Below are 23370 nucleotides of genomic sequence, written 5' to 3' on the forward strand. Positions count from 1 at the left end.
CCCCCGCCCCGCCCGCTCACCGACAGCTTCGGCCGCCGGATCACCTATCTGCGGCTGTCGGTGACCGACCGCTGCGATCTGCGCTGCCGCTATTGCATGAGCGAGGCGATGACCTTCCTGCCGCGCAAGGAAGTGCTGACGATCGAAGAAATGGGCGCGGTCGCCGATGCCTTCATCGCGCGCGGCGTGCGCAAGATCCGGCTGACTGGCGGCGAACCGCTGGTGCGGCGCGGTGTCGATGATCTCGCGCGCTATATCGGCCGGCATATCGCGACGGGCGCGCTCGACGAGATGACGCTCACGACCAACGCGACCCGGCTGTCGCAGCATGCCGAGGCGCTATTCGCGGCGGGCGTACGGCGCGTCAACGTCAGCCTCGACAGCCTCGACCCCGACAATTTCCGCCATATCACGCGGACGGGCAACCTTGCCGAAGTGCTCGACGGCATCGCCGCGGGCAAGGCCGCGGGATTGGCGATCAAGATCAACATGGTCGCGCTGAAGGGTGCGAACGAGGACGAGATCGAACCGATGATCCGCTGGTGCGGCACGCACGGTTTCGACCTTACGTTGATCGAGACGATGCCGCTCGGCGTGGTCGACGAGGATCGCACCGATCGCTACCTCCCGCTCGACGTCGTTCGCGAGCGGCTCGAGGCGCGCTTCACGCTCGAGCGCGACGATCATCGCACCGGCGGCCCTGCGCGCTACGTCCGCGTGCGCGAGACGGGAACGCGGCTCGGCCTGATCACCCCGCTCACCAACAATTTCTGCGAAGGCTGCAACCGCGTGCGGCTGACCGCGTCGGGCCGACTCTACATGTGCCTTGGCCATGACGACAAGATGGACTTGAAGCAGGTGCTGCGCGAGGGCGGGCCCGCCGCGCTCGATGCGGCGATCGACGCCGCCTTGCTGACCAAGCCGCTGCGCCATGCCTTCGAGATCGTTGACCGCAACGCCGCGCCCGCGGTCGGGCGGCACATGAGCGTCACGGGGGGCTGACACGATGGCCGATAACGAGACGGCGCTGGCGGCATTTGCAGCCTGGCGCGGGGCACCGATGGCGATCGCCACGGTCATCTCGACCTGGGGATCGGCGCCGCGCCCGCGCGGCAGCCATATGCTCGTCCATGCCGACGGTCGGCTCGAAGGCTCGGTTTCGGGTGGGTGCGTCGAAGGCGACGTGCTTGCGCTCGCCGCCGAGGTGATCGCGCGCGGGACGCCCGAACGCCGCCAATACGGCGTCGCCGACGGCTCGGCGTGGGAAGTCGGCTTGCCGTGCGGCGGGACGATCGAAGTGCTCGTCCAGCCCGTGTCCGACGCGGGCTTCCCGCCCGCGCTGTTCGACGCGATCGAGCATGCGCAAGGGTCCGGGCGCGGCGTGACGGTCTATACCGATCTGGCGACCGGGCGCAGCAGCCTCTCGCCGATGCCGGGCGACGGCATCTTCGCCAACACCTATGCCGCGCCGCGCCAGGTGCTGATCGTCGGTGCCGTACAGATCGCGCAGGCGCTCGCGCAGATCGCCGAGACGCTCGGCGTAAAGGCGACGGTGATCGACCCGCGAACGCGCTTTTTGACCGAGGAGCGCTTCCCCGGCGTGACGCTCGACGATCGCTGGCCCGACGAAGCCGTCGCGGCATACAATCCGGGTCCGTCGACCGCGGTGATCACGCTCAGCCACGACCCCAAGATCGACGACCCCGCGCTGATCGCGGCGCTCTCGGCCGAGACCGGCTATATCGCCGCGCTCGGCTCGCGCCGCAGCCATGCCGCGCGGCTCGAGCGATTGGCCGCGGCGGGCTTCGGGCAGGACGATCTGGACCGGATCGACGGGCCGGCCGGGATCGACATCAACGCGATCGGCGCGAGCGAAATCGCGCTGTCGGTCGCCGCCGGGATGGTCAAGGCGCTGCACGCGCGGGGGTAACGTCGCCGGATTGCACGCGCGGCCCCCTACTCCGTTCGGGCTGAGCCTGTCGAAGCCCCGCTATCCGCACAAGCGCGCGGGTCCCATTGGGAGACCGGCCCTTCGACAGGCTCAGGGCGAACGGGTGAAGAGTCGCTTCATCCTCACCGCTCTGCGGGAGGCGCTGCCCCCCGCAAGTGTCGATCTTACATCAGCTTGTCGAGCGTGATGGGCAGATCGCGAACGCGCTTGCCGGTCGCGTTGAACACCGCGTTCGCGACCGCCGCGGCGACACCGGTAATGCCGATCTCGCCGATGCCGTGCGCGCCCATCGGGGCGTGCGGATCGGCGATGTCGGTCCAGATCACCTCGATCTCGGGCACGTCCATGTGCACCGGGACGTGATATTCGGCGAGGCTCGGGTTCATCACGCGCCCTGTCCGCTCGTCGAACTGCGTCTCCTCCATCAGCGCCATGCCGAGCCCCATGATGATCCCGCCACGGAACTGGCTCGTCGCGGTCTTGGGATTGAGGATCTTGCCGCAATCGAACGAGCCGAGGAAGCGGCTGACGCGCACCTCGCCGGTCACCGTATTGACGCGGACCTCGGCGAACATCGCGCCGTACGAGTGCATCGACCAATGCTGCGTCTCGAGCGGGGCCGAGCCCGCGGCTTCGACGCTGACCGCGTCACGCTGCGCGCGCGACAGGATCGAGACATAGCTTTCGCACGCGCTCGGATCGTCGAGCTTGCACAAGCCACCCTCATACCCGCCGACTTCGCTCGGCTTGAGCCCGGCGAGCGGCGAATCGTTGCCCGCCAGCTTGAGCAATTCGGTGAACAGCGCGGTCTGCGCCGCGATCACCGCCGCGCCGATCGACGCGGTCTGCTGCGATCCGCCTGCCATCACCGTTCCCGGCATCTTCGAATCGCCGTACAGGAAACTGACCTTGTCCATCGGCAGCCCGAGGCGTTCGGCGAGCACCATGGTGTGCGTCGTCGCGGTCCCCATCCCCATTTCGTGTGCGGCGATCTCGACCGTGGCGTGGCCATCCTTGGTCAGCGTCAGCCGCGCAGCCCCACCGGGCATGCGGTAATACGGATAGGTCGCGGTGGCGCAGCCCATCCCGACCAGCCATTCGCCCTCGCGACGCGTGCCCGGCGTGGCGCTCCGTTTGTCCCAGCCAAAGCGCTCGGCGCCGCTGCGATACGCCGCGACGATGTTGCGCGACGAGAAGGGCGTGCCCGTCGTCGGGTTGGTCTCGGGCTCGTTCGTCTCGCGCAGCGCGATCGGATCGACGCCGAGTTGGGCCGCGAGTTCGTCGACCGCGCTCTCGAGCGCGAAGGTCCCGACCGATTCGCCCGGCGCGCGCATGAAGGTGTTGGCGAGCATGTCGAGCTCGACCGCTTTGACGTTGAGGAGAAAGCTCCCGGCGGCATAGGCCGAGCGCGTCGGCAGGATGAACGGCTCAGGCATATTATTGTGCGACGTCATAGCGACGACGCCGGTGTGGATCAGCGCATCGAAATGCCCATCGGCCTGCGCGCCGATCGCGACGCGCTGCTCGGTCAGAGTGCGCCCACCGACCATCCGGTAGACGCCCTCACGCGACAGCATGATGCGCACCGGCCGCCCGGCAAGCTTGGCGGCGGCGGCCGCCAGGATCTGATGGTTCCACAGCGTCTTGCTGCCGAAACCGCCGCCGACATAGGGCGAGGTCACGTGGACCTGCGCCTCATCGATGCCGAACACCTGCGCGAGCGTCCAGGCGACGTGCGCGACGCATTGCGACGCGTCGTGGAGGATCAGGTCGTCGCCCTGCCAGACCAGTGTCGCGCCGTGGAGTTCGATCGGATTGTGGTTGTGGCGCGGCGTGCGATAGGTGCGGTCGACGCTGTGCGGCGCCGCGGCGAGCGCAGTCTCCGCATCACCGATCTCGAGCAGCATCGGCGCGCCCATGAACGACGCGTTCTTGCGATCGGCCTTGGCATCCTCGAACCGCGTCATCGCGATCTCGGTCTCGTACGTGACGACGATCAGCGACGCGGCATGGTCGGCCTGCTCCTGCGTTTGCGCGAGCACCACCGCGACCGGTTCGCCATTCCAGTGGATGCGGTCATCCTGCATCACGGGCAACCTGTCACCACCGACCGCCTTCGGCGCGGTCATCATCACCGGCGTCGGGTTGAGCCGCGGCGCGGTCTTGTAGGTCATGACCAGGACGACGCCGGGCAGCGCCTCGGCCGCCGCAACGTCGAGCGTGGCGATCCGCCCCTTCGGAATCGTGCTGTAGGCGAGCGCGGCGTAGACCAGATCCTCGAGCGGGAATTCAGCGGCGAAACGCGCCGCGCCCGTGACCTTCAACGGTCCGTCGAGCCGCGACACCTGCGTGCCGACGAGCCCGTGCTTGTGCGCGATCAGCGGATCGGGAACGCCGCCTGGCATCCAGCTGTCGGGCGCGAGCTCGACCGCCTTCTTCATTACCGCCTGGAGCGCGCCGTGTGCAAGCTGCGTGGCGTTTTCGACGATGCTCATGCCTGCTCTCCGCTCAGTTCGGCGAGGGTCGCGACGATCGCGCGCTTGGTCAGTTCGATCTTGAAGCCGTTGTCGCGAAGCCCCGCGGCGTCGGCCAGTTCCAGCTCTGCCGCGGCGCGGACGTTCGCTTCGCTTGGCACCTGACCGCGCAAAGCGGCTTCGGCCTTGAACGCACGCCACGGCTTGTGCGCCACGCCGCCGAGCGCGATCCGCACGTCCTTGATCATGCCGTTTTCGAGCTCGAGCGCCGCGGCGACCGAGATCAACGCAAACGCATAGCTCGCGCGGTCGCGGACCTTGCGATAGGTCGAGTGCGCCGCGAACGGCAGCGCGGGCAATTCGACCGATAAGATCAGCTCACCCGGCTGCAACTCGGTATCGCGCTCGGGCGTGCCGCCCGGCAAGCGATGCAGATCGACCAGCGCAATCGTCCGCTCGCCGCCCGGCCCCGCCACGCGCACCTGCGCATCGAGCGCCGCCAGCGCAACGCACATGTCCGAGGGATGCGTCGCGACACACGACGGCGATGCACCGAGGATCGCATGGATGCGGTTGAACCCGTCGATCGCGTCGCACCCCGCGCCGGGCGCGCGCTTGTTGCAGCGCGCGGCGTCGTCGTAGAAATAGCCGCAGCGGGTGCGCTGGAGGAGGTTCCCGCCGACGGTCGCGACGTTGCGGATCTGCGCGCTCGCCCCCGCCAGGATCGCGCGCGACAGCATCGGATAGTGCGCGCGGATCGTGCGGTCGGCCGCGAGCGCGGTGTTGGTCACCCCCGCGCCGATCACCACGCCGCCATCGGCGCCGACCATGATCTCGCGCGACAGGCCGGTCACGTCGACCAGCGCCGCCGGCCGCTCGATCGTCTCGCGCATCAGATCGACCAAATTAGTCCCGCCGCCCAGATATTTCGTATCCGGCGTGGCGCCTGCAAGCGCGATCGCGCCCGCCACGTCTTCGGCGCGGGCATAGCTGAACGGGGTCATGCCGCTTCCTCCTGCCGTGCGGGCGCGGCAGCATAGGTCTCCGCGATCGCCGCGACGATGCCGTTATACGCGCCGCAGCGGCACAGATTGCCGCTCATCCGCTCGCGCAGTTCGTCATGGTCGAGCGCGATCGTCGCGGCGGTGAGGTCGCCCGTGACATGGCTTGGGATACCGCGCGCGATCTCGTCGGCCATCGCCACCGCCGAGCACAGCTGGCCTGGCGTGCAATAGCCGCACTGGAACCCGTCATGCGCGATGAACGCGCGCTGGAGCGGGTGCAGCCCCTCGGCGTCGGCCAGCCCTTCGACCGTGGTGATCGCGCGGCCCTGATACTGCACCGCGAGCGCGAGGCAGGAATTGATTCGCGCGCCATCGACGAGCACGGTGCAAGCGCCGCACGCGCCCTGGTTGCAGCCCTTCTTGCTGCCCATCAGGCCGAGATGTTCGCGGAGCAGATCGAGCAGCGAGGTACGAAGGTCGACCTCGACCTCGACGGGCCGGTCGTTGATTGTGAATTGCATTCAGCACCTCGCCTCAGGATCCAGGCCGCGGCATTTCCACGCTCGCCCGGCCGATGGTGAGTCGCCAGGTCGGGGCGAGTCATCGGCACCGCCGCTTTACGGCAGAAGACCAGCGTCCGTCACGCGATCTTGCCGCGCACGCGCCAGATCAGCGCTTATTTCGGCTCGCGCGAGGCCCACGCTGCCGCAGCGGCGTCATCGGCAGCGCGCGGCTCGACCCAATGCGCGGCGCCGTCACCCTGCCATTCCTTTTTCCAGAACGGCGCGGCGGTCTTCGCCCAGTCGATCAGGAAGGCGCAGGCCTCCATCGCCGCGCCGCGATGGCGCGAGGCGGTACCGACCAGCACGATCCGCGCACCGACCGGCAGCCGCCCGTAGCGGTGGATCATCGTCACGCCGAGCAACGGCCAGCGCTCGGTCGCGGTCTGCGCGATCGCGCGCAGCGCCTGCTCTGCCATCGCGGGATAGGTTTCGAGTTCGAGCGCGACGGTGTCGACGGCGTCAGCGCGGACGATGCCGGTGAAACTCGCCACCGCGCCACCGCCCAGCGCCTCGAGCCGTTCGAGTTCGGTCGCGGGGATGAAATCCGCCTGCTGGACGCCGATCAGGATGCTCATCCGCCCGTCACCGGCGGGAAGATCGCGACTTCGCGCGCGTCGCCGATCGACGCGGTCAGCGGAGCGAAGGTCTGGTCGATCGCGCAGCGCAACCGCTCGGTGGTGGCGAAAACACCATAGCCCTCGCCCCGCGCTGCCAGCCAGGCGAGCAAATCGTCGACCGTTGCGACCCCCGTCGGCAGCTCGACGGCCTCGCCATCACGGCCGACCGCTTCGCGCACCCAGGAAAAATAGAGCAGATCGAGTTTCATGCCATGTCACCATCAGCGCCGAACCGACGATCGCGGCGCGTGTTTCTGGGTCGTCACGTAAGACCGAAGCCAGCGTCATGCCACCTCCCTTCGCGCGAAAACGCACCGACCGACAAATTGGCTTCCGCTCGCTATATTCGACGGTATACAGCGTTTCGCGGCGAGCCAAACGTGGCGCGTAAGGGGTTTTGCGAATGCGAGTGTCGATCATGGCCGCCACCATTTCGGCGGCGGCCCTGTGCAGTGCCATGCCGACCGTCGCATCGGCCAAGGATGCGCCGCCCGCTGTCCCCGCCCTGGACAACAGCGCGGAGGGCACGGCCGACATCACCGTCACCGCGCGCCGCCGCAGCGAGGATCTCGAAAAGGTCCCGCTCGCGATTTCGGTGGTGGGCGGCACGCTGCTCGAACGGTCGTACACCGTCAACACCAACCAGCTCAGCCTGCTGGTCCCCGCGCTCAACTACAGCTCGGCCAATCCGCGCAACACCGCCTTCACCATCCGCGGTCTCGGCAGCAGCGTCGTCGCGGTGAGTCAGGCGAACGACGGGCTCGAGCCCGGCGTCGGCTTCTATGTCGACCAAGTCTATCACGCCCGCCCCGCCACCGCGGCGTTCGATTTCTCCGACATCGAACAGATCGAAGTACTGCGCGGGCCGCAAGGCACGCTGTTCGGCAAGAACACGACAGCGGGCGCGATCAGCATCACCAGCAAGGCGCCGACCTTCAGCCCCGAGGCGAGCGAGGCGCTCTCGGTCGGCAGCTATAATTTCGTCCAGGCCAAGGCGTCCGCCTCGGGCCCGCTGATCGGCGATACGCTCGCCTTCCGCATCGCGGGGCTGACGACGCGACGCGACGGCGTGATCGACAATGTCCGCACCGGCGCCAAGCAAAACGGCATCGGCAATCAAGCGGTGCGCGGGCAGTTGCTGTTCAAGCCGAGGAGCGATTTCCAGCTCCGCCTCAGCGCCGACTTCACCAATTTCGAGAGCGAATGCTGCACCCAGGTCTATCTGCGCATCGGCCAGAGCCTGCGCGCCGCGACGCGGCAATATGCCGGGCCGACCGGGCTCGCCGCGCAATTCGGCTATGCGCCACCGAGCACTAACCCGTACGACCGCAAGACCGACATCGACGCGCAACTCGGCGTCGACACCAACGAGGGCGGCGTCTCGGCGATCGCCGACTGGAACCTCGGGCGGATCGGCACGCTCACCTCGGTCAGCGCGTGGCGCTTCTGGAACTGGGACGCGGCGAACGACCGGGATTATACCGGCATCCCGGTACAGATCACGCAGCACATCCCCTCGCGCCAGGACCAGTTCAGCCAGGAACTGCGGCTCGCCTCGAACGGCGAGCACCGCCTGGGCTATGTCGCCGGCCTGTACTTCTTCGACCAGAAGATCACCGGCGAGCCGATCAGCATCTACGGCCCCGCCGCGGCGCGCTATCTGATCGGCACGACCACCGGAACGGGCGCGGCGGCGGTCGCGGTGCCGGCGGACCTGCTCGACGGCTATAGCACCGATGGCAACACCCGGCTCAAAGAAGACAGCTACGCCGCCTTCGCCGAACTCAACTACAAGCTCTTGCCGCGCCTGACGCTCACCGGGGGCCTACGCTACACCTATGAGGTCAAGGACGGCAGCTACAGCGCCTATACCTTCGGCGGACCGACCGTCACCAACGCGGCGCTGCTCGCGGCACAGCTCGGCGTGCTGCGCGGGCAGAGCTATTCGGGCCACGACACGGAAAGCAACCTGTCGGGCCGCGCGAACCTCGCCTGGCAGGCGACCGATCAAGTGCTGGCGTACGCAAGCTATGCGCGCGGCTTCAAATCGGGCGGGATCAACCTGTCGGGACTGCCGCTCGACACCGCCAACCAGCCGGTGCTGACCACCGCCGTCATCCGGCCCGAGCTCAACACGACCTATGAGGCCGGGCTCAAGGCGGCGCTGTTCGACCGGCGGCTGACCTTCAATCTTGCGGGCTTCACCACCGCCGTGCGCGATTTCCAGGCGACGATCGTCGACAGCGCGCAGACGGTAGCGCTGCGCGGCTATCTCTCGAACATCCCCAAAGTCACCGTGAAGGGCGTCGAGGCCGACGTCACCGCCACGCTCACGCCCCGCTTCCAGCTCCGCGGCAACCTTGCTTATGCGCAGGGCCAATACTCGCGCTACCCCGCCGGCCCCTGCCCGCTCGAACTCCAGACCGCAGCGACCGCCGCTTGCAACCTCACCGGTCGCCCGCTCGCCGGGCTGCCGAAATGGTCGGAGACGATCGGCGGCGACTATACGCTGCCGGTGGGGACGCTGGCGGTCATCCTCCATGCCGATTCGAGCTGGCGGACCAGCTATTATGGCGACCCGAGCCTGTCCAAATACACGCTGATCGACGGCTACACCGTCACCAATGCGAGCCTGGCAGTGCGGACCCGCAGCGGCCTCGAAGTCGCGCTGTTCGTCCGCAACGTTTTCAACGCCGACTACATCCAGAACCTGACGATCCAGGCGGGCAATTCAGGGCTGATCCTCGGCACGCCGAGCGACCCGCGCGTGATCGGCGTGACGCTGCGCGCGCACCAATAGAGCGCTCAGGTCAGCGGATAGGCGCGGCGGCGCTCGCCGTCGGGCGTCGTGTCGGCGACCACCCAGCAATTCGCTTCGATCAGCGGGCGCAACGTGTGCGATCGCTGATCGGCGAGGATCCGGATCGCTCCAGCGGCATCGCGCGATGCCTTGAGGAACAGCGTCGTGTCGGGTCGCGTATCGGTGTCGATCTCGACCGTTTCGCCGCATTCGGGCGGAAGTCCGCTCATCACGCGGAGCGCCGCGCCGAGGAAAAAGCGCGCGCCGAGCAACGCCGCGACCGGGTTGCCCGGCAAGCCGAAGAACAGCGTGCCATTCGGCAACGTCGCGAACAGCAAGGGCTTGCCCGGCCGCATCCGCACCCCGTGAAAATGCACCTGCGCGCCGAGCTGCGCCAGCGCTCGGCCGAGATGGTCATGGTCGCCGCCCGACGCGCCGCCCGTCGTCACGACGATCGCGCTGTCCGACGCGGCCGCGATCGCGCGCTCGAGTTGCCCGGCATCGTCGCTGACCGGCGCGGCGCGCAGCGGTTCGATTCCCTGCTCGCGCAGCAGCGCCGTGAGCATCACGCTGTTGGCGTCGAAGATCGCGGCGGGCCGCGCGACGCTCGGCGGCACGAGCAGTTCGTCCCCGGTCGGCAGCAGCGTGATCGAGGGTTGCCGCGCGACATCCAGCGCCGCGACCCCATAGCAAGCGAGCGCCCCGATGATTTCGGGCGTCACCCGCGTTCCTGGCGACAGCACGCGCGCACCGGCGGCCGCATCCTCGCCGCGACGCCGCACGTTTCGCCCCGGCATCAGCGGGCGATCGCGAACGAGCGCGCCCTGCTCGATCCGCGCTTCCTCATGCGGCAGAACGTAATCGCACCCGGCCGGGACCGGCGCGCCGGTGCTGATCCGGCACGCGGTGCGCGGCGCGTGCGTGGTCGGGCTGATGCCCGCGCGGACCGATCCCGCGATCGGCAAATGCGCTGGCTGCTCGGGCGTCGCGCCCACCGTATCGGCCGCGGCGAACGCGAAGCCGTCCATCGCCGCGGCATCGAAGCGGGGATAGTCGCTCGCCGCGATCCCGTCGCCCGCCGTCACGCGGTGCAGCGCATCGAGCAGGCCGACCGTCTCGACGCCGAGCGATGCCGACTGTTCGCGGATGATGGCGAGCGCGGCGTCGAAACTCGGCCGCTCGGGGCGTGGTGCGTCGCTCATTCGGCCCGGTCCGCGAGCCGCGCGAGATCGGCGACGCGGTTGACGTTGGGCAGATCGCCCCCCGCATCGATCGCCACCGCGCCGACACGCGACGCCCAGCGATAGACGGCGCGATCTCCGCTCTGCTTCAGATGGTGAGAGAGGGGCTCGGTCAGCGCGACGGGCCAATAGCCGATGATCGGCGCCTGCCGCAAAAACCGCGCTTCGCCGCCCGCCATCAACCGCTCGACAAGTGCGCTCGGAAGAAACGGCGTATCGCACCCGATCGACAGCACCGCGTCATGCCCGTGCGCTTCGGCGTGACGCAACGCGGCGCACAAGCCGCCAAGCGGCCCGAGATCCGGCGCCGGCCAATCGGGAATCGCGGTAAGCTGGTCTGGCCCCGTCGTCCGCCCGCAGACGATCACCGTATCGGTCGCCGCCCGCAACGCCGCCGCCGCATGTGCGATCAGCGTCTGCCCGTCGAGCAGCGCGAGCGCCTTGTCGCTCCCGAACCGCGTCGCCTGACCGCCGGCGAGGATCGCGCCGAGCGGCGTCATGCCGCGCCGTGCGCCGCCAGCACCGCATCGCTACGCGCGAGCATCACAACGCGCAGATCGCACGACGCCGCACGCCGCAACGCAAGGTCGGTCGCCGCCGAGATCGTCACGAGCAGCGGGCAATTCGCGAGCGCCGCCTTCTCGACCAGTTCGTACGAGCAGCGCGACGACAGCAACGCAAACCCGCCATCCCAGCCGCGCCGCTCGCGCGCCATCGCGCCGATCAGCTTGTCGAAGGCATTGTGTCGCCCGACATCCTCGCGGACGAGCAGCACGTCGCCCTCTGCCGAGCACAAGGCCGCGGCATGGACCGCGCCTGTCGCGCGGTTGAGCGGCTGGAGCGGGCGAAGCGCGTTCAAGCCGCGGAACAGCGCGGCGCTGTCGGCGCGGCTCTGCGCCGTCACGGCGGGCAACGGGCGCAGCGCCTGTTCGAGATTCTCGATCCCGCACATCCCGCACGACGATTCGGACACGCGGTGCCGCACGCGTTCGAGCAGATTCGGTCCGCACTCGGGCGCAAGCGCGACGCGCACAATGTCGCCGTCGGCGCGCGAATGCACGTCGATCCCGAGCACAGCCTCGACGCCGGGAATGAGCCGCTCGCTCAACGCGAACCCAGTTGCGAAATCCTCGAGATCGGTCGGCGTCGCCATCATCACGGCATAGCCGACGCCGCTGAACTCCAGCGCGATCGGTCGCTCGACCGCGACCGCGCGGCGGATTTCGCTGTGCGTGCCGTCGGCGCGAATCTGCGCAAACGTCTGATCGAGGGAAGCATCCGTCATCGCATTCCCCTAGCCGATCCATCGGCATCGCCAAATGCGCAATCTCGCGCAAGCGATGCACGGATCATGCGCTTTTGTGGGTGAACCAATCGGTTGCGGTATCGTTCAGCGAAAAGGTCCGCTGTGTCGTGCGGGCGAAATGCGGGAACGGTCATGGTCAAGCAGAAGTCGGACGCCCCTGAAATCGAGCCGTTCGAAGGGCCCGCCGGTGGCTGGGGATCGGTCCGTTCGCTCGCCGAGATCCTGCCGCGCGAACGCGTCGGCCCCGAGGCGCTGCGCGAACTCGTCCGCCAGAACAAGCCCGACGGCTTCCAGTGCGTCAGCTGCGCCTGGCCCAAGCCCAAGCATCTCCACCCCGTCGAATTCTGCGAGGAAGGCGCCAAGGCGACCGCCTGGGAGCTGACCAGCTATCGCACCACGCCCGATTTCTTCCAGCAGCACACGCTGAGCGAATTGCGCGACTGGAAGGATTACGACCTCGAGCAGAACGGCCGCCTGACGCATCCGCTGCGCTACGACGCCGCGACCGACAAATATGTCGCGTGCAGCTGGGACGAGGCGTTTGCCGAGATCGGCGCGACGCTCAAGCCGATGGATCCAAAGTCGGTGGTCTTCTATTCGTCGGGCCGCACCAGCCTCGAGGCGTCGTACATGTACGGCCTGATGGCGCGGATGTACGGCAACCAGAACCTGCCCGACAGTTCGAACATGTGCCACGAATCGACCTCGGTCGGGCTCAAGGCGGCGATCGGCGTTCCCGTCGGCACGACGCGGCTTGAGGATTTCGAGAAATGCGACATGATCCTGTTCTTCGGGCAAAATGTCGGCTCGAACGCGCCGCGGATGCTCCATGACCTGCGCAGCTGCCGCAAGCGCGGGGTCGAGATCGTCACCTTCAACCCGTTGAAGGAACGCGGGCTCGAGCGCTTCACCGATCCGCAGAACCCGATCGAGATGGCGACGCTCGGCGAGACCAATATCTCGACGCAATATCATCAAGTGAAGGCCGGTGGCGATCTCGCGGCGATGATGGGGATCGCCAAGTTCCTCGTCGAATGGCACGATGCAGCGCTCGCCGCGGGCAAGCCGCCCGTGCTCGATACCGCCTTCATCGCCGAGCATACGCACGGCTTCGACGCCTTCGTCGCGTTGGTGCGTGCCGCCGACTGGGATGCGATCGTCCATGAATCGGGCCTGCTCAAGGCCGAACTCGAAGAATCGGCGCGGCTCTACGCCAAGGCGAAGGCAGTGCTCGCGATCTACGGCATGGGTCTGACGCAGCACGTCAAGGGCGTCGAAAATGTCCGCATGGTCGTCAATTTGCTGCTGATGCGCGGCAATATCGGCAAGCCCGGCGCGGGTCCCACCCCGGTGCGCGGCCATTCGAACGTGCAAGGGCAGCGCACCGTCGGCATCACCGAAAAGACCGAACTCGTGCCCGTCGAGCAGCTCGAAAAGCAGTACGGCTTCACCGCCCCGCGCGAGAAGGGCCTCAACACCGTCGAAGCATGCCGCGGCGTGATCGACGGGTCGGTCAAGGCGTTCATCGCGCTCGGCGGCAATTTCCTGCGCGCGGTGCCCGAGACCGAGCCGATGGAAGCCGCCTGGCCCCGGCTCGACGTGTCGGTCCAGATCGCGACCAAGCTCAACCGTAACCATCTTTTCCCGGGCAAGGTGACCTATCTCCTCCCCTGCCTCGGCCGGATCGAGAGCGACGTGCAGGCAAGCGGCCCGCAAGTCGTCACGGTCGAGGACTCGACGAGCTGCATCCACGCCTCGCGCGGCAAGGCGCATCCGGCGAGCGAGCATCTGCTGTCCGAGCCGGCGATCGTCGGTGCGCTCGCCAAGCAACTCCTGCCCCCCAATCCCAAGGTCGATTGGGACGCCTGGGTCGGCAATTACGCGCTGATCCGCGACGCGATCGAGGAAACCTATCCAAAGATCTTCCCCGATTTCAACAACAAGCTGTTCAGGCCCGGTGGCTATTGGAAGGGGAACAAGGCGTCCGAGCGGATCTGGCTGACGGAGAGCGGCAAGGCCGAATTCCTCGCGCCCAGCGGGCTGTGCGCCACCGGGTTCGACGACGCCGAGGGTCGCTTCCGGCTGATGACGTTGCGCTCGAACGATCAGTTCAACACGACGATCTACGGTTATCACGATCGCTTCCGCGGCGTGAAGGGGACGCGCGACGTGCTCTTCATCCACGCCGCCGACATGGCGGACGCCGCACTCTCGGAAGGGCAACTCGTCGCGCTCGAAAGCGATGCGGGCGACGGCATCGTGCGCCGCCGCGACGGGTTGATCGTAACGCCGTACGATATCCCGCGCGGTTGCCTCGGGGCCTATTATCCCGAGTGCAACGTGCTGATGCCGGTCGAGCATTATGCCGAGGAAAGCTTCGTGCCGGCGGCGAAGTCGGTGCCCGTCAGGATTGTCGCCGACTAACCCTACGCCGTCACCCCGGCCTTGTGCCGGGGTCCACCGCAACCCGAGTGTGCCGCCGAAGCGCTCGCGGCACGGTGGGACCCGGCACAAGGCCGGGGTGACGGGTTGGCTTCAATCGAGGATCGCTTACCCCGCGCCCATATCGACGACCGTCGTCGCCAGCCGATCGACCTCACCGCGATCATGGCTGACATACAAAATCGGCAGCCCAACCTCATCGCGCACGCGCTCGATCAGCTCCATGATTTCGCCCCGCCGCGCGCGGTCGAGCGAGGCGAGCGGCTCGTCCATCAGCAGGAATGCCGGCCCAGATAGCAGCGCCCGCCCGATCGCGACGCGCTGCGCCTCGCCCCCCGACAGCGTGCGCGGCCAGCGATCGAGCAGATGCGCGATGCCGAGCAGTTCGCTCACCTCGTCGAGCGTTATCCCCGCCCCTGCCGCACGGCCAGTGCCGTAGAGCAGATTGGCGCGCACGCGGTAATGCGGGAACAGCCGCGCATCCTGGAAGATATAGCCGCAACGGCGCTGCTCGGCGGGAACGTCGGTGCTGCGATCGAACAACGTGCGCCCCGCGACGCGGACATGCCCCGCATCGGGCCTGAGCAACCCCGCGATCATCGCGAGTGCGCTCGATTTGCCCGCGCCCGACGGACCGAACAGCGCGGTCAGCCCCGCCCCGCTTTGGAAGGCCAGCGCCGCGACGGTGCCCGAGCGGAAGCGATGCCGCACGTCGACGTCAAAAGACATGATCGACGCCCCCGCGGCGGCTGAGCCATTCCGACAGCACCAGCGCCGCCAGCGATAGCAGCACCGAGATCAGCGCGAGCCGCGCGACCATCGGGTCCGATCCCGGCACCTGCAGCGCCGAATAGATCGCGATCGGCAGCGTCTGCGTTTCGCCCGGGATGTTCGAGACGAAGGTGATCGTCGCGCCGAACTCGCCGAGCGAGCGCGCGAAGCCGAGCACCGCACCCGCCGCGATCCCCGGCAGCGCAAGCGGGATCGTGATCGTCCGCCACACGCGCAGCCGCGACGCGCCGAGCGTCCGCGCGGCACCCTCGAGCCGCGGGTCGACCGCTTCGATCGACAGCCGGATCGCGCGGACCATCAGCGGCAGCGCCATGATCCCAGCCGCCACCGCCGCCCCGGTCCAGCGGAACAGCAGCGACACGCCGATCGCCGCAAGCGGCGCGCCGAGCGGTCCGTTCGGCGCGAAAGCCAGCAGCAACAACCAGCCCGTCACCACCGGCGGCAATACCAGCGGCAAATGGACGAGCCCGTCGAGCAGAAACTTCCCCGGAAACCGCGCCCGCGCGAGCAGCATCGCGAGCACGAACGCGATCGGCAGCGTCACCAACACCGCGACAAGGCTGATCTTGAGCGACAGCCAGACGATCGTCCAAAGCTCGGGGGTCATCGCCGCTGCGACGCTCAGCGTGCCACGAAGCCGTAGCGCCGGAAGATCGCCTTGCCCGCGCTCGACACCAGGAAACGGCGGAACCCCTCCGCCGCCGCTGGCGACGGCGCGGCCTTGAGCACCGCGACCGGATAGGTGATCGGCGGATGGCTCGCCGCGGGGAACACCCCGACGATCCGCACGCGCTTCGAGGCATAGGCGTCGGTCGCGTAGACGATGCCGTACGGCGCCGCGCCCCGCTCGACCAAGGCGAGCGCGGACCGGACGGTATCGCCGCGCGCAACCTTCGGCGCGACCGCGCTCCACACGCCCAACGCCGTCAGCGCCTGTTGTCCGTATTTGCCCGCCGGGACCGCGCTGTCCGCCATCGCGAGCCGCCCGCTGCCGAGCCACTGCGCCAGCGCGAAGCCGCGCTTGATCGTCACAGGCTTCGCAACTGCCGCTGGGGCGACGAGCACCAGCCGGTTGCCGAGAAACGTCACGCGGCTCGCCGGTACGATCGCGCCCTTCCTGGCCAGCGCGTTCATCCAATCCTCGTCGGCCGAGACGAACAGGTCGGCTGGCGCCCCCGCCTCGATCTGCCGCGCCAGCGCCGAGGAGCCGCCGAACGAAATCACCGGCCGCTCATGCCGCTGCGCCGCCCAGGCATCGGCTGCGGCGTTCATCGATTCCTGCAAGCTCGCCGCCGCGAGCACGAGCGGCCCGCGCGCGAGCGCCGGAGTCGCAGCCAGCAAGGCGACCGACACGGTGAGCACGCGAAAGAGGGGGCGCAACGTCAAACTCCTACGGCCGAAACCGTGCATGGCGCGCTCCGTGCGGGAGAGCAACCCGGTCCGCTGCCCGTCTAGAAGTCGATCACCGACACCATGCTCCCGGCCGGTGCCGCGGCGGCATGCGGCAGCCGCCGGATCAGCACATCGGCCTCGGCCAGCGCGCGCTGCAGCCCCGAATCCTGGTTGGCGAGCGGTGCTACACCCTCCCCGTCGCAGCGCGCGCGAACGAAGGTCTCGCGCGCGCTCACCGCATCGAGCGGCGCGGTCAGCGTCGCACTCCGCCAGCGCAGCGCCGCCGACGGCGCGCGACCGCTCAGCCCCGCCAGCAGCGTCGTCAGGAACAGCCGCGCGGTGACCATCGCCGAACTGGGATTGCCCGGCAGACCTAGCACCAGCTGCTCGCCGCGCCGCCCGAACCACACCGGCTTACCCGGCATGATCGCAATCCGCGAGAACAGGATTTCGGTGCCGAGCGACACAAAGATCTGCTTGGCATAATCCTTCTCGCCGACCGACGCCCCGCCAGTGACAACGACGACATCGGCCTCGGCAAGCGCCTTGGTCGCGCCCGCGGTCAGCTCGGCAATGTCATCGCGCAGGCGGTACCGCCCGATCATCTGCGCGCCCCAGCCTTCGCCGAGCGCCGCCGCGCCATAGGACGCGCTTTCCGGGATGCTCCCCGTCCGCTCGCGCGCATGACCCGGCTCGGCGAGCTCGTCGCCCGTGCTGATCACGCTGAGCCGCGGACGCCGCCACACCGGCAGCGTCGCGCCATCCGCCCCCGCCGCTGCGACCAACGCGCGCGGGCCGAGCACAGTGCCCGTTGGGAGCAGGACGTCGCCCATGCGGAAATCCGACCCATGCGGCCGGATGTAGCGCTTGTTGGAGAGTGTCCCGACGACGCGCATCGTATCACCCTCGCGCGCGACATCCTCCTGTACGACAACCCGGTCCGCGCCATGCGGCAGTGGGGCCCCCGTGAAGAGCCTGACGCACTCGCCAGACTGCACCACTCCGTCGAAGGCCGTGCCCGGATAGGCAGCGCCGATGACGCGGAACGGCGCCCCCAGCGCGAGATCGGCATCGCGCAGCGCATAACCGTCCATCACTGATATGTCCGAGCGCGGCGCATCGACCTGCGCGACGCACGGCTCGGCCAGCACACGCCCGAGTGCCGCACCGAGCGCAACCGCTTCCGCCGCGAGCGGCTTCGCCTCGGCAACGACCATCGCGAGCGCCGCGTCGAACGCGATCACGCCGCGTCCGCCTGCCAGACGCCCGAGCGGCCTCCCGATTTGTGCGTCACTTGGATCCCCTCGATCCGCATCGTCCGGTCGACGGCTTTCAGCATGTCGAACAAGGTCAGGCATGCGACGCTGACCGCGGTCAACGCTTCCATCTCGACTCCGGTCTGCCCCTTGGTCTTGACGGTCGCCGCGACGCGAAAGCCCGGCAATGCGGGATCGGGCGCAATCCGCACCTTGATGCTCGTCAGCAGCAGCGGGTGGCACATCGGAATCAGCGTGCTGGTCTGCTTGGCCCCCATCACCCCGGCAAGCTCGGCGGTCTGCACCACCGCGCCCTTGGGCGCCTCGCCGCGCAGGACGATGTCGAGCGTCTCCGCGGTGCAGTGCAGTCGCCCCTCGGCGGTGGCGACGCGTGCGGTATCGGCCTTTTCGCTGACATCGACCATATGCGCCCGGCCCGCAGCGTCGATATGCGTCAACCCATCCGCGGTTTCGACCGATAGGCTGGTATCAGGATTGGGCATGGTCTGTCCCATAGCTGGCGTCGCGCTCACCGTTCAGCCCTCGTCGATATCGAGGAACGGCACCACGTCGTTATCGGTCGCGAACCACAGCCCTGCCTGAACATCTTCGGGCTGCTGGCGTGCCAGCGCGATCGCGTCGGCGAGCGGCCCGTAGAACAGCGTCTGCGCCACGGGGTCGCTCTCGTCGAGATAATATAGCCGCACGCTCGCGGTGGAGGAAGTGGTGCGCATCGCGCTGCTTTGCCGCCGCCGCGCGACCACGGCAAGGCCTCACGATGGTACCGGTGTCAGGGGGCCGGTGTCAGCGCTGAACGCGGCCGAGGCCGCTCGCCTTCGCCATGCCCGAGCGCACGACGCTATAGTCGGCCGCGGTCATCGGATAGGATTCGGGCAACGACCATTTCTCGCGATAGGTTTCCGGCGTCAGCCCGTGGCCCGACAGATGGCGCTTGAGCGCCTTGAAGCGCGCACCGCATTCGAGGCACGCGATCGAATCAGGACGAACGCTCGCGCGCACCGAAACTGCCGGCGTGGGCGCTTCGGCGGCTGCTTCCGCCGGCGCTTCGCCAAGCTGCGTCATTGAGGCGTAAACCGACTTTATTAACTCGGGCACTTCACCGCTGGCGACGCGATTGGCGCTGACTTGCGCGATGACAATATCGCCAACGAGCCGTAACATCTTCAAATCCAACAATATCTCTTCCTCGTGTGCGCTCTTTGTGCGCCGCAGCACCTCAAGAGCCGTCTATTATAAGGTGATATAGTCTTAAAGGTCCCAGAAGGTTGCGGCCTTGCAGGAATTAACATGGTTTATATGCAGGGTGCGCGATATGGAACACCTACCTCCGCCAGCGCTTCGCGCTATACATCGTTCGCTCATCCCGATGTGCCAATTGCGTTAGATGGACGATGATCGACCAGTTTTCCTATCACCAGCGTTCGATCGGTCCGGCCCTGCGAACAGCCGACGCATGATCAAGGTCGTCAGCTACAACATCCACAAGGGCATCGGGCTCGATCGGCAGCGCGACCCGCAGCGCATCCTCGACGTGCTGCACGAGATCGGCGGAGACGTGATCGCATTGCAGGAGGCCGATCGCCGCTTCGGCACCAAGGCGCGCATCATCCCGCAGCGTCTGATGGACGAGCATAGCCCGTGGCGCGCGATCCAGATTGGGCATGACCGCGCGAGCATGGGGTTTCACGGCAACGCATTGCTCGTTCGCAAGGAGGCCGCGGTGCAGAGCTGTGCCACGCTGCATATCCCGGCGCTCGAACCGCGCGGCGCGATCCGTGCCGATGTCGTCGCGAACGGCACGCCGATCCGCGTGCTGGGGATGCACCTCGATCTGTCGGGGCTGTGGCGCCGCAAACAGGCGCGCGCGATCCTCGCGCATATCGACGGATGCCCCGCACGCCTGCCGACGGTGTTGATGGGCGATCTCAACGAATGGACCCCGGCCGGCGGGTGCCTGCACGATTTCGGACGCGATTATCCGAGCGTCCAGACCGGCCCAAGCTTCCATGCCCGGCGCCCCGTCGGGCGACTCGACCGGATCATGACGCGCGGCTTTCGCGTCGTCGATTACGGCGTGCATGCCAGCGTGATCGCCCGCCGCGCCTCGGATCATCTGCCGATCTGGGCGGTGCTGGACCCCGAGTGATGCGCGAGAAGGAACTCCGCCTCGCGCTCGTCTGCTATGGCGGCATCAGCCTTGCCGTCTACATGCACGGCATCACCAAGGAGATCTGGCGGCTCGCGCGGGCCAGCCGCGCCTTCCACGCGGGCGACGCCGCTGCAGCGACGGGCAGCGAAGCGGTCTATTTCGCCTTGTTCGAAGAAATCGAGGCCGAGACCGGGCTCAAGCTGCGCGTGCTCGTCGACATCATCGCCGGCGCGAGTGCGGGCGGGATTAACGGCATCTTTCTGGGCCAGGCGATCAGCACCGGCCAAAGCCTCGAACCGCTCACCCAGCTCTGGCTGGATTCGGCCGATATCGAGGCGCTGGTCGATCCCAAGCAAGCGCCGACGCACCGCTTCACCAAGGTTTGGGCGCTGCCGCTCGCCTGGATGGCGGGGCGGCGCGATGGCGAGGATATCGACCAGACCGTCGAGCCCGGCGAGCGCGAGGAAGTCCGCGCCAAGCTCTCGCATTTCATCCGCTCGCGCTGGTTCGAACCGCCGTTTGGCGGCGAGCGTTTCACCGGGCTGATCCTCGATGCGCTCGCAGCGATGGCGGCGTCGCCGCGCGAACCGCGCCTGCTCCCCCCGGGCCAGCCGCTCGACCTGTTCGTCACCGTCACCGACTTCCGTGGCCATCCCGAACGGCTGACGCTCAATTCGCCACCCGAAGTGGTCGAAACCGAGCACCGTGTGATCGTCCCGTTCAGCGACCACGGCATCGCCGGCGAGACGCTCGCCGACCCTGCCGAGCTCGCCTTTGCCGGGCGCGCGACGTCGAGCTTTCCGGGGGCCTTCCCGCCTTTCATGGTCGGCGAGCTCGACCGCGTGCTCGAAACGCGCAAGGCCAGCTGGCCGGGCCGCGCCGCCTTCCTCAAGCGCATCCTGCCGCGGCAATTTGCCGTGAACGCCGCCGAAAGCGCGGTGCTGATCGATGGCTCGGTGCTCAACAACGCGCCGTTCCGCCCCGCGATCGAAGCGCTGCGCGAGCGGCCGGCGCGCCGCCAGGTCGACCGGCGCTTCGTCTATATCGACCCCAACCCGCGCGGCGCGCTGGTGTTCGGTGCGACGCGGAGCGAAGTCCCGGGCTTCTTCCAGACGATCCTCGGCGCGGTCACCGAATTGCCGCGCGCGCAGCCGATCCGAGACAATCTCGAGGAGATCGCCACGCGCTCGCGCCAGATCGAGCGCATGCGCGCGATCATCGCGGGGATCCGGCCTGAGGTCGAAAAGCAAGTCGAGGCGCTGTTTGGCTACACGCTGTTCCTTGATTCGCCGACTGCAGCGCGGCTCGCGACATGGCGCCGCCGCGCGCAAGCCGCCGCCGCCAAGAGCGCGGGCTATGGCTATGCCGCGTACGGCCATCTCAAGATCAACGGCGTGGTCGAGGCGATCACCGACTTGCTGTACCATGCCGGCGGCGAGCCCGGCGGGCAGCATTGGCGGCGGATCCGCGGGCATATCGCCGAGGCGGTCAGCGCGCGCGGGTTCGACGATATGCAATCGAGCCTCGCCGGCGGAGCGAGCCGCGCGACGATCGGTTTCCTGCGCACCTTCGACCTGGGCTTTCGCTTGCGTCGGCTGCGCCTGCTCGCGCGCCGCATCACCGATCTCGAAGGCGACCAGCCCGAGGCCGAACTCTCCGGCATCCGCGAGGCGATCTACGAAAGCCTTGCCGAATATCTCGAGCGCAAGCGGACCGACCGCTACGGCGCGTTGCGCGCCGCGGTGCAGGGCTTGCGCGGCGATGCCGGACCGTTGCTCGACGCGCTGGGCACGGCGATGGACTTGAAGGCGCTCGACAGCCGCACCGAGGCGCGCCTGGCAGCGGCGTTCGCCGGGCTCAGTCGCGACATCAAGCGGCCGATCCTGCTGACCTATCTCGGCTTTCCCTATTTCGATGTCGCGACGCTGCCGCTGCTGCAGGGCGAAGGGCTCGACGAATTCGACCCGATCAAGGTCGACCGGATCTGCCCCGACGATGCCGCGAGCATCCGCAGCGGCGGCGCCGAAGCGAGTTTGAAGGGGATCCAGTTCAACAGCTTCGGCGCGTTCTTCAGTCGCGCCTATCGTGAGAACGACTATCTGTGGGGCCGGCTGCACGGCGCCGAACGGATGATCGACATCGTCCTGTCAGCGCTCGAACCGGGCATGACGCTCAAGGCTGGACGCACCGCCGCGATCAAGCGCGCGGCGTTCCTCGCGATCCTCGACGAGGAAGCCGAGAAGCTGACTGCGGTCCCCGGCCTGTTCGAGACGCTGCGCCGCGAGATCGGCTGAGGCGGCGAACGACGCGGCAGGTTGGCAACCCACCGCATTGCCATTACGCTGCCGTCATGCAGTTCCTCAAAATCCTCTTCTGGTGTCTTCTCGCCTTCATTGCGGCGGTCTTCACGCTCGGCAATTGGACCAGCGTGCCGATCAAATTGTGGGGCGGGATGGAAGCGCTGGTCAATTTGCCGCTGCTGCTGCTGCTGACCTTCCTCGCCGGGCTCGTGCCGACGCTGCTGTGGCATTCGACGTTGCGCTGGCGCTTGCGCAATCGCCTCACCGCAGCCGAGCGTGCGCTGCACGATCTGCGCGTGACCGCGGCACCCGTGCCGGTCTCGACGCTCAGCCCCGAATCCGTGGTCGTCGTCCATCCGGTCGACCCGGCATGAGCAACCGCATCTACGTCGCGCTCGACACGCCCGATCTCGCCAAGGCGCACGCGATGGCGGGCAAGCTTCGCCACCATGTCGGCGGGATTAAGCTCGGGCTCGAATTCTTCATGGCCAATGGCCGCGCCGGCGTGCGCGACATGGCCGAGCTCGGCCTGCCGATCTTCCTCGACCTCAAGCTCCACGATATTCCCAACACCGTCGCCAAGGCGATCATGGCGCTGCGCGATCTCGCGCCGGCGATCCTCACGGTCCATGCCGCCGGTGGACGCGCCATGCTAGAGGATGCCAAGGCGGCGGCGCCTGCGGGCACCAAGGTGGTCGCGGTGACGACGCTGACGAGCCTCGACGGAACCGATCTCAAGTCGATCGGCTGCATGGGCGATCCGCACGAACAGGTGCTGCGCTTGACCGAACTCGCGCGCGACTCGGGTGTCGATGGCGTGGTCTGTTCGGGCGAGGAAGTCGCCGCCGCCCATCGATTCTGGCCCAAGGGTTTCTTCGTCGTGCCAGGTGTACGGCCCGCCGACGGCGTGGTCGGCGACCAGAAGCGCGTCGTCACCCCGCGCGCAGCGATCGACGCGGGCGCGTCGATCCTGGTGATCGGTCGCCCGCTGACGCAAGCCGAGGATCCCGACGCGGCCGCGCGCGCAATCGCCGCGACGCTCTGAGCGCGCGCTGAGGAACC

The 23370-nt window shown here is 68.0% G+C and carries 23 protein-coding genes; 8 read left to right on the forward strand and 15 right to left on the reverse strand.

The genetic code is table 11. The features are described 5' to 3' along the window. Both moaA and QN347_RS11335 read left to right on the forward strand, forming a co-directional pair. Nucleotides 1-1002 (forward strand): GTP 3',8-cyclase MoaA (moaA, locus tag QN347_RS11330; RefSeq protein WP_323494028.1); only part of this gene is annotated, 1002 nt, incomplete at its 5' end. 4 nt (nucleotides 1003-1006) lie between these two features. After that, entirely contained in the window at nucleotides 1007-1930 is a 924-nt protein-coding gene (locus QN347_RS11335) for an XdhC family protein (protein WP_322163149.1), read from the forward strand. A gap of 185 nt (nucleotides 1931-2115) precedes the next feature. Here the strand turns inward: QN347_RS11335 and QN347_RS11340 are convergent, their stop codons facing one another. The 5 genes from QN347_RS11340 to moaD all read right to left on the reverse strand — a co-directional run bounded on the left by QN347_RS11340 (nucleotide 2116) and on the right by moaD (nucleotide 6818). Then, nucleotides 2116-4446 carry a xanthine dehydrogenase family protein molybdopterin-binding subunit gene (locus tag QN347_RS11340; protein WP_322163147.1) on the reverse strand — a complete coding sequence of 777 codons (2331 nt, stop codon included), beginning with the start codon at nucleotides 4444-4446 and terminating at the stop codon, nucleotides 2116-2118. Beyond that, nucleotides 4443-5429 (reverse strand): xanthine dehydrogenase family protein subunit M, encoded by a 987-nt coding sequence (locus tag QN347_RS11345; RefSeq protein ID WP_322163145.1) that lies wholly within the window; start codon nucleotides 5427-5429, stop codon nucleotides 4443-4445. The genes QN347_RS11340 and QN347_RS11345 overlap by 4 nt, the downstream gene beginning before the upstream one ends. Next, complete coding sequence (locus QN347_RS11350) at nucleotides 5426-5950, reverse strand: 2Fe-2S iron-sulfur cluster-binding protein (protein ID WP_189675065.1); 525 nt, start codon at nucleotides 5948-5950, stop codon at nucleotides 5426-5428. The genes QN347_RS11345 and QN347_RS11350 overlap by 4 nt, the downstream gene beginning before the upstream one ends. Before the next feature lie 155 nt (nucleotides 5951-6105). Then, a complete protein-coding gene (locus QN347_RS11355; protein ID WP_322163143.1) occupies nucleotides 6106-6567 on the reverse strand; it encodes a molybdenum cofactor biosynthesis protein MoaE in 462 nt (153 codons plus the stop codon). Beyond that, on the reverse strand, nucleotides 6564-6818 hold the full coding sequence (gene moaD, locus QN347_RS11360; protein WP_322163142.1) for a molybdopterin converting factor subunit 1: 255 nt from the start codon (nucleotides 6816-6818) through the stop codon (nucleotides 6564-6566). Before moaD ends, QN347_RS11355 begins: the two co-directional genes overlap by 4 nt. Nucleotides 6819-7012: 194 nt before the next feature. Between moaD and QN347_RS11365 the strand changes: the two genes are divergently transcribed. Next, nucleotides 7013-9409, forward strand: a complete 2397-nt coding sequence (locus QN347_RS11365) for a TonB-dependent receptor (protein ID WP_323494029.1) — start codon at nucleotides 7013-7015, stop codon at nucleotides 9407-9409. A gap of 5 nt (nucleotides 9410-9414) precedes the next feature. On the opposite strand, the gene QN347_RS11370 is transcribed toward QN347_RS11365, so the two are convergent. The 3 genes from QN347_RS11370 to fdhD are packed head-to-tail and all read right to left on the reverse strand — an operon-like array spanning nucleotide 9415 to nucleotide 11935. Next, nucleotides 9415-10611, reverse strand: coding sequence for a molybdopterin molybdotransferase MoeA (locus QN347_RS11370; protein WP_322163138.1), 1197 nt, complete (start codon nucleotides 10609-10611; stop codon nucleotides 9415-9417). After that, nucleotides 10608-11150, reverse strand: a complete 543-nt coding sequence (locus QN347_RS11375) for a molybdenum cofactor guanylyltransferase (RefSeq protein ID WP_322163136.1) — start codon at nucleotides 11148-11150, stop codon at nucleotides 10608-10610. Before QN347_RS11375 ends, QN347_RS11370 begins: the two co-directional genes overlap by 4 nt. Continuing rightward, nucleotides 11147-11935 (reverse strand): formate dehydrogenase accessory sulfurtransferase FdhD, encoded by a 789-nt coding sequence (gene fdhD, locus QN347_RS11380; protein ID WP_322163134.1) that lies wholly within the window; start codon nucleotides 11933-11935, stop codon nucleotides 11147-11149. The genes QN347_RS11375 and fdhD overlap by 4 nt, the downstream gene beginning before the upstream one ends. Before the next feature lie 153 nt (nucleotides 11936-12088). Here fdhD and QN347_RS11385 point away from each other — a divergent pair, with 153 nt between their 5' ends. Next, nucleotides 12089-14380, forward strand: coding sequence for an FdhF/YdeP family oxidoreductase (locus QN347_RS11385; RefSeq protein ID WP_322163132.1), 2292 nt, complete (start codon nucleotides 12089-12091; stop codon nucleotides 14378-14380). Between the two features lie 126 nt (nucleotides 14381-14506). Here the strand turns inward: QN347_RS11385 and QN347_RS11390 are convergent, their stop codons facing one another. The 7 genes from QN347_RS11390 to QN347_RS11420 all read right to left on the reverse strand — a co-directional run bounded on the left by QN347_RS11390 (nucleotide 14507) and on the right by QN347_RS11420 (nucleotide 19020). After that, on the reverse strand, nucleotides 14507-15127 hold the full coding sequence (locus QN347_RS11390; RefSeq protein WP_322163130.1) for an ATP-binding cassette domain-containing protein: 621 nt from the start codon (nucleotides 15125-15127) through the stop codon (nucleotides 14507-14509). Beyond that, nucleotides 15117-15797 carry a molybdate ABC transporter permease subunit gene (modB, locus tag QN347_RS11395; RefSeq protein WP_322163128.1) on the reverse strand — a complete coding sequence of 227 codons (681 nt, stop codon included), beginning with the start codon at nucleotides 15795-15797 and terminating at the stop codon, nucleotides 15117-15119. The genes QN347_RS11390 and modB overlap by 11 nt, the downstream gene beginning before the upstream one ends. Before the next feature lie 14 nt (nucleotides 15798-15811). After that, a complete protein-coding gene (gene modA, locus QN347_RS11400; RefSeq protein WP_322163126.1) occupies nucleotides 15812-16600 on the reverse strand; it encodes a molybdate ABC transporter substrate-binding protein in 789 nt (262 codons plus the stop codon). Between the two features lie 41 nt (nucleotides 16601-16641). Next, nucleotides 16642-17826 carry a molybdopterin molybdotransferase MoeA gene (locus QN347_RS11405; protein WP_322163124.1) on the reverse strand — a complete coding sequence of 395 codons (1185 nt, stop codon included), beginning with the start codon at nucleotides 17824-17826 and terminating at the stop codon, nucleotides 16642-16644. Beyond that, nucleotides 17823-18341 carry a cyclic pyranopterin monophosphate synthase MoaC gene (gene moaC, locus QN347_RS11410; protein ID WP_322163122.1) on the reverse strand — a complete coding sequence of 173 codons (519 nt, stop codon included), beginning with the start codon at nucleotides 18339-18341 and terminating at the stop codon, nucleotides 17823-17825. The genes QN347_RS11405 and moaC overlap by 4 nt, the downstream gene beginning before the upstream one ends. Nucleotides 18342-18374: 33 nt before the next feature. Next, nucleotides 18375-18572: a hypothetical protein gene (locus tag QN347_RS11415; protein WP_322163120.1), complete on the reverse strand. Its 198-nt coding sequence runs from the start codon at nucleotides 18570-18572 to the stop codon at nucleotides 18375-18377. Between the two features lie 70 nt (nucleotides 18573-18642). Then, entirely contained in the window at nucleotides 18643-19020 is a 378-nt protein-coding gene (locus QN347_RS11420) for a MucR family transcriptional regulator (RefSeq protein WP_133188967.1), read from the reverse strand. A gap of 292 nt (nucleotides 19021-19312) precedes the next feature. Between QN347_RS11420 and QN347_RS11425 the strand changes: the two genes are divergently transcribed. The 4 genes from QN347_RS11425 to pyrF are packed head-to-tail and all read left to right on the forward strand — an operon-like array spanning nucleotide 19313 to nucleotide 23353. After that, nucleotides 19313-20005 (forward strand): endonuclease/exonuclease/phosphatase family protein, encoded by a 693-nt coding sequence (locus QN347_RS11425; RefSeq protein ID WP_322163117.1) that lies wholly within the window; start codon nucleotides 19313-19315, stop codon nucleotides 20003-20005. After that, the gene (locus QN347_RS11430) at nucleotides 20005-22302 is read left to right on the forward strand and encodes a patatin-like protein (RefSeq protein WP_322163115.1); all 2298 of its coding nucleotides are present in this window, start codon (nucleotides 20005-20007) and stop codon (nucleotides 22300-22302) included. Before QN347_RS11425 ends, QN347_RS11430 begins: the two co-directional genes overlap by 1 nt. A gap of 56 nt (nucleotides 22303-22358) precedes the next feature. Further along, nucleotides 22359-22682: a hypothetical protein gene (locus QN347_RS11435; protein ID WP_189675078.1), complete on the forward strand. Its 324-nt coding sequence runs from the start codon at nucleotides 22359-22361 to the stop codon at nucleotides 22680-22682. After that, nucleotides 22679-23353 carry an orotidine-5'-phosphate decarboxylase gene (gene pyrF / locus QN347_RS11440; protein ID WP_133188975.1) on the forward strand — a complete coding sequence of 225 codons (675 nt, stop codon included), beginning with the start codon at nucleotides 22679-22681 and terminating at the stop codon, nucleotides 23351-23353. Before QN347_RS11435 ends, pyrF begins: the two co-directional genes overlap by 4 nt. The last annotated feature ends 17 nt before the right edge of the window (nucleotides 23354-23370 follow it).

The organism is Sphingomonas sp. 10B4 (assembly GCF_035019905.1).
Lineage (GTDB): Bacteria > Pseudomonadota > Alphaproteobacteria > Sphingomonadales > Sphingomonadaceae > Sphingomonas > Sphingomonas glacialis.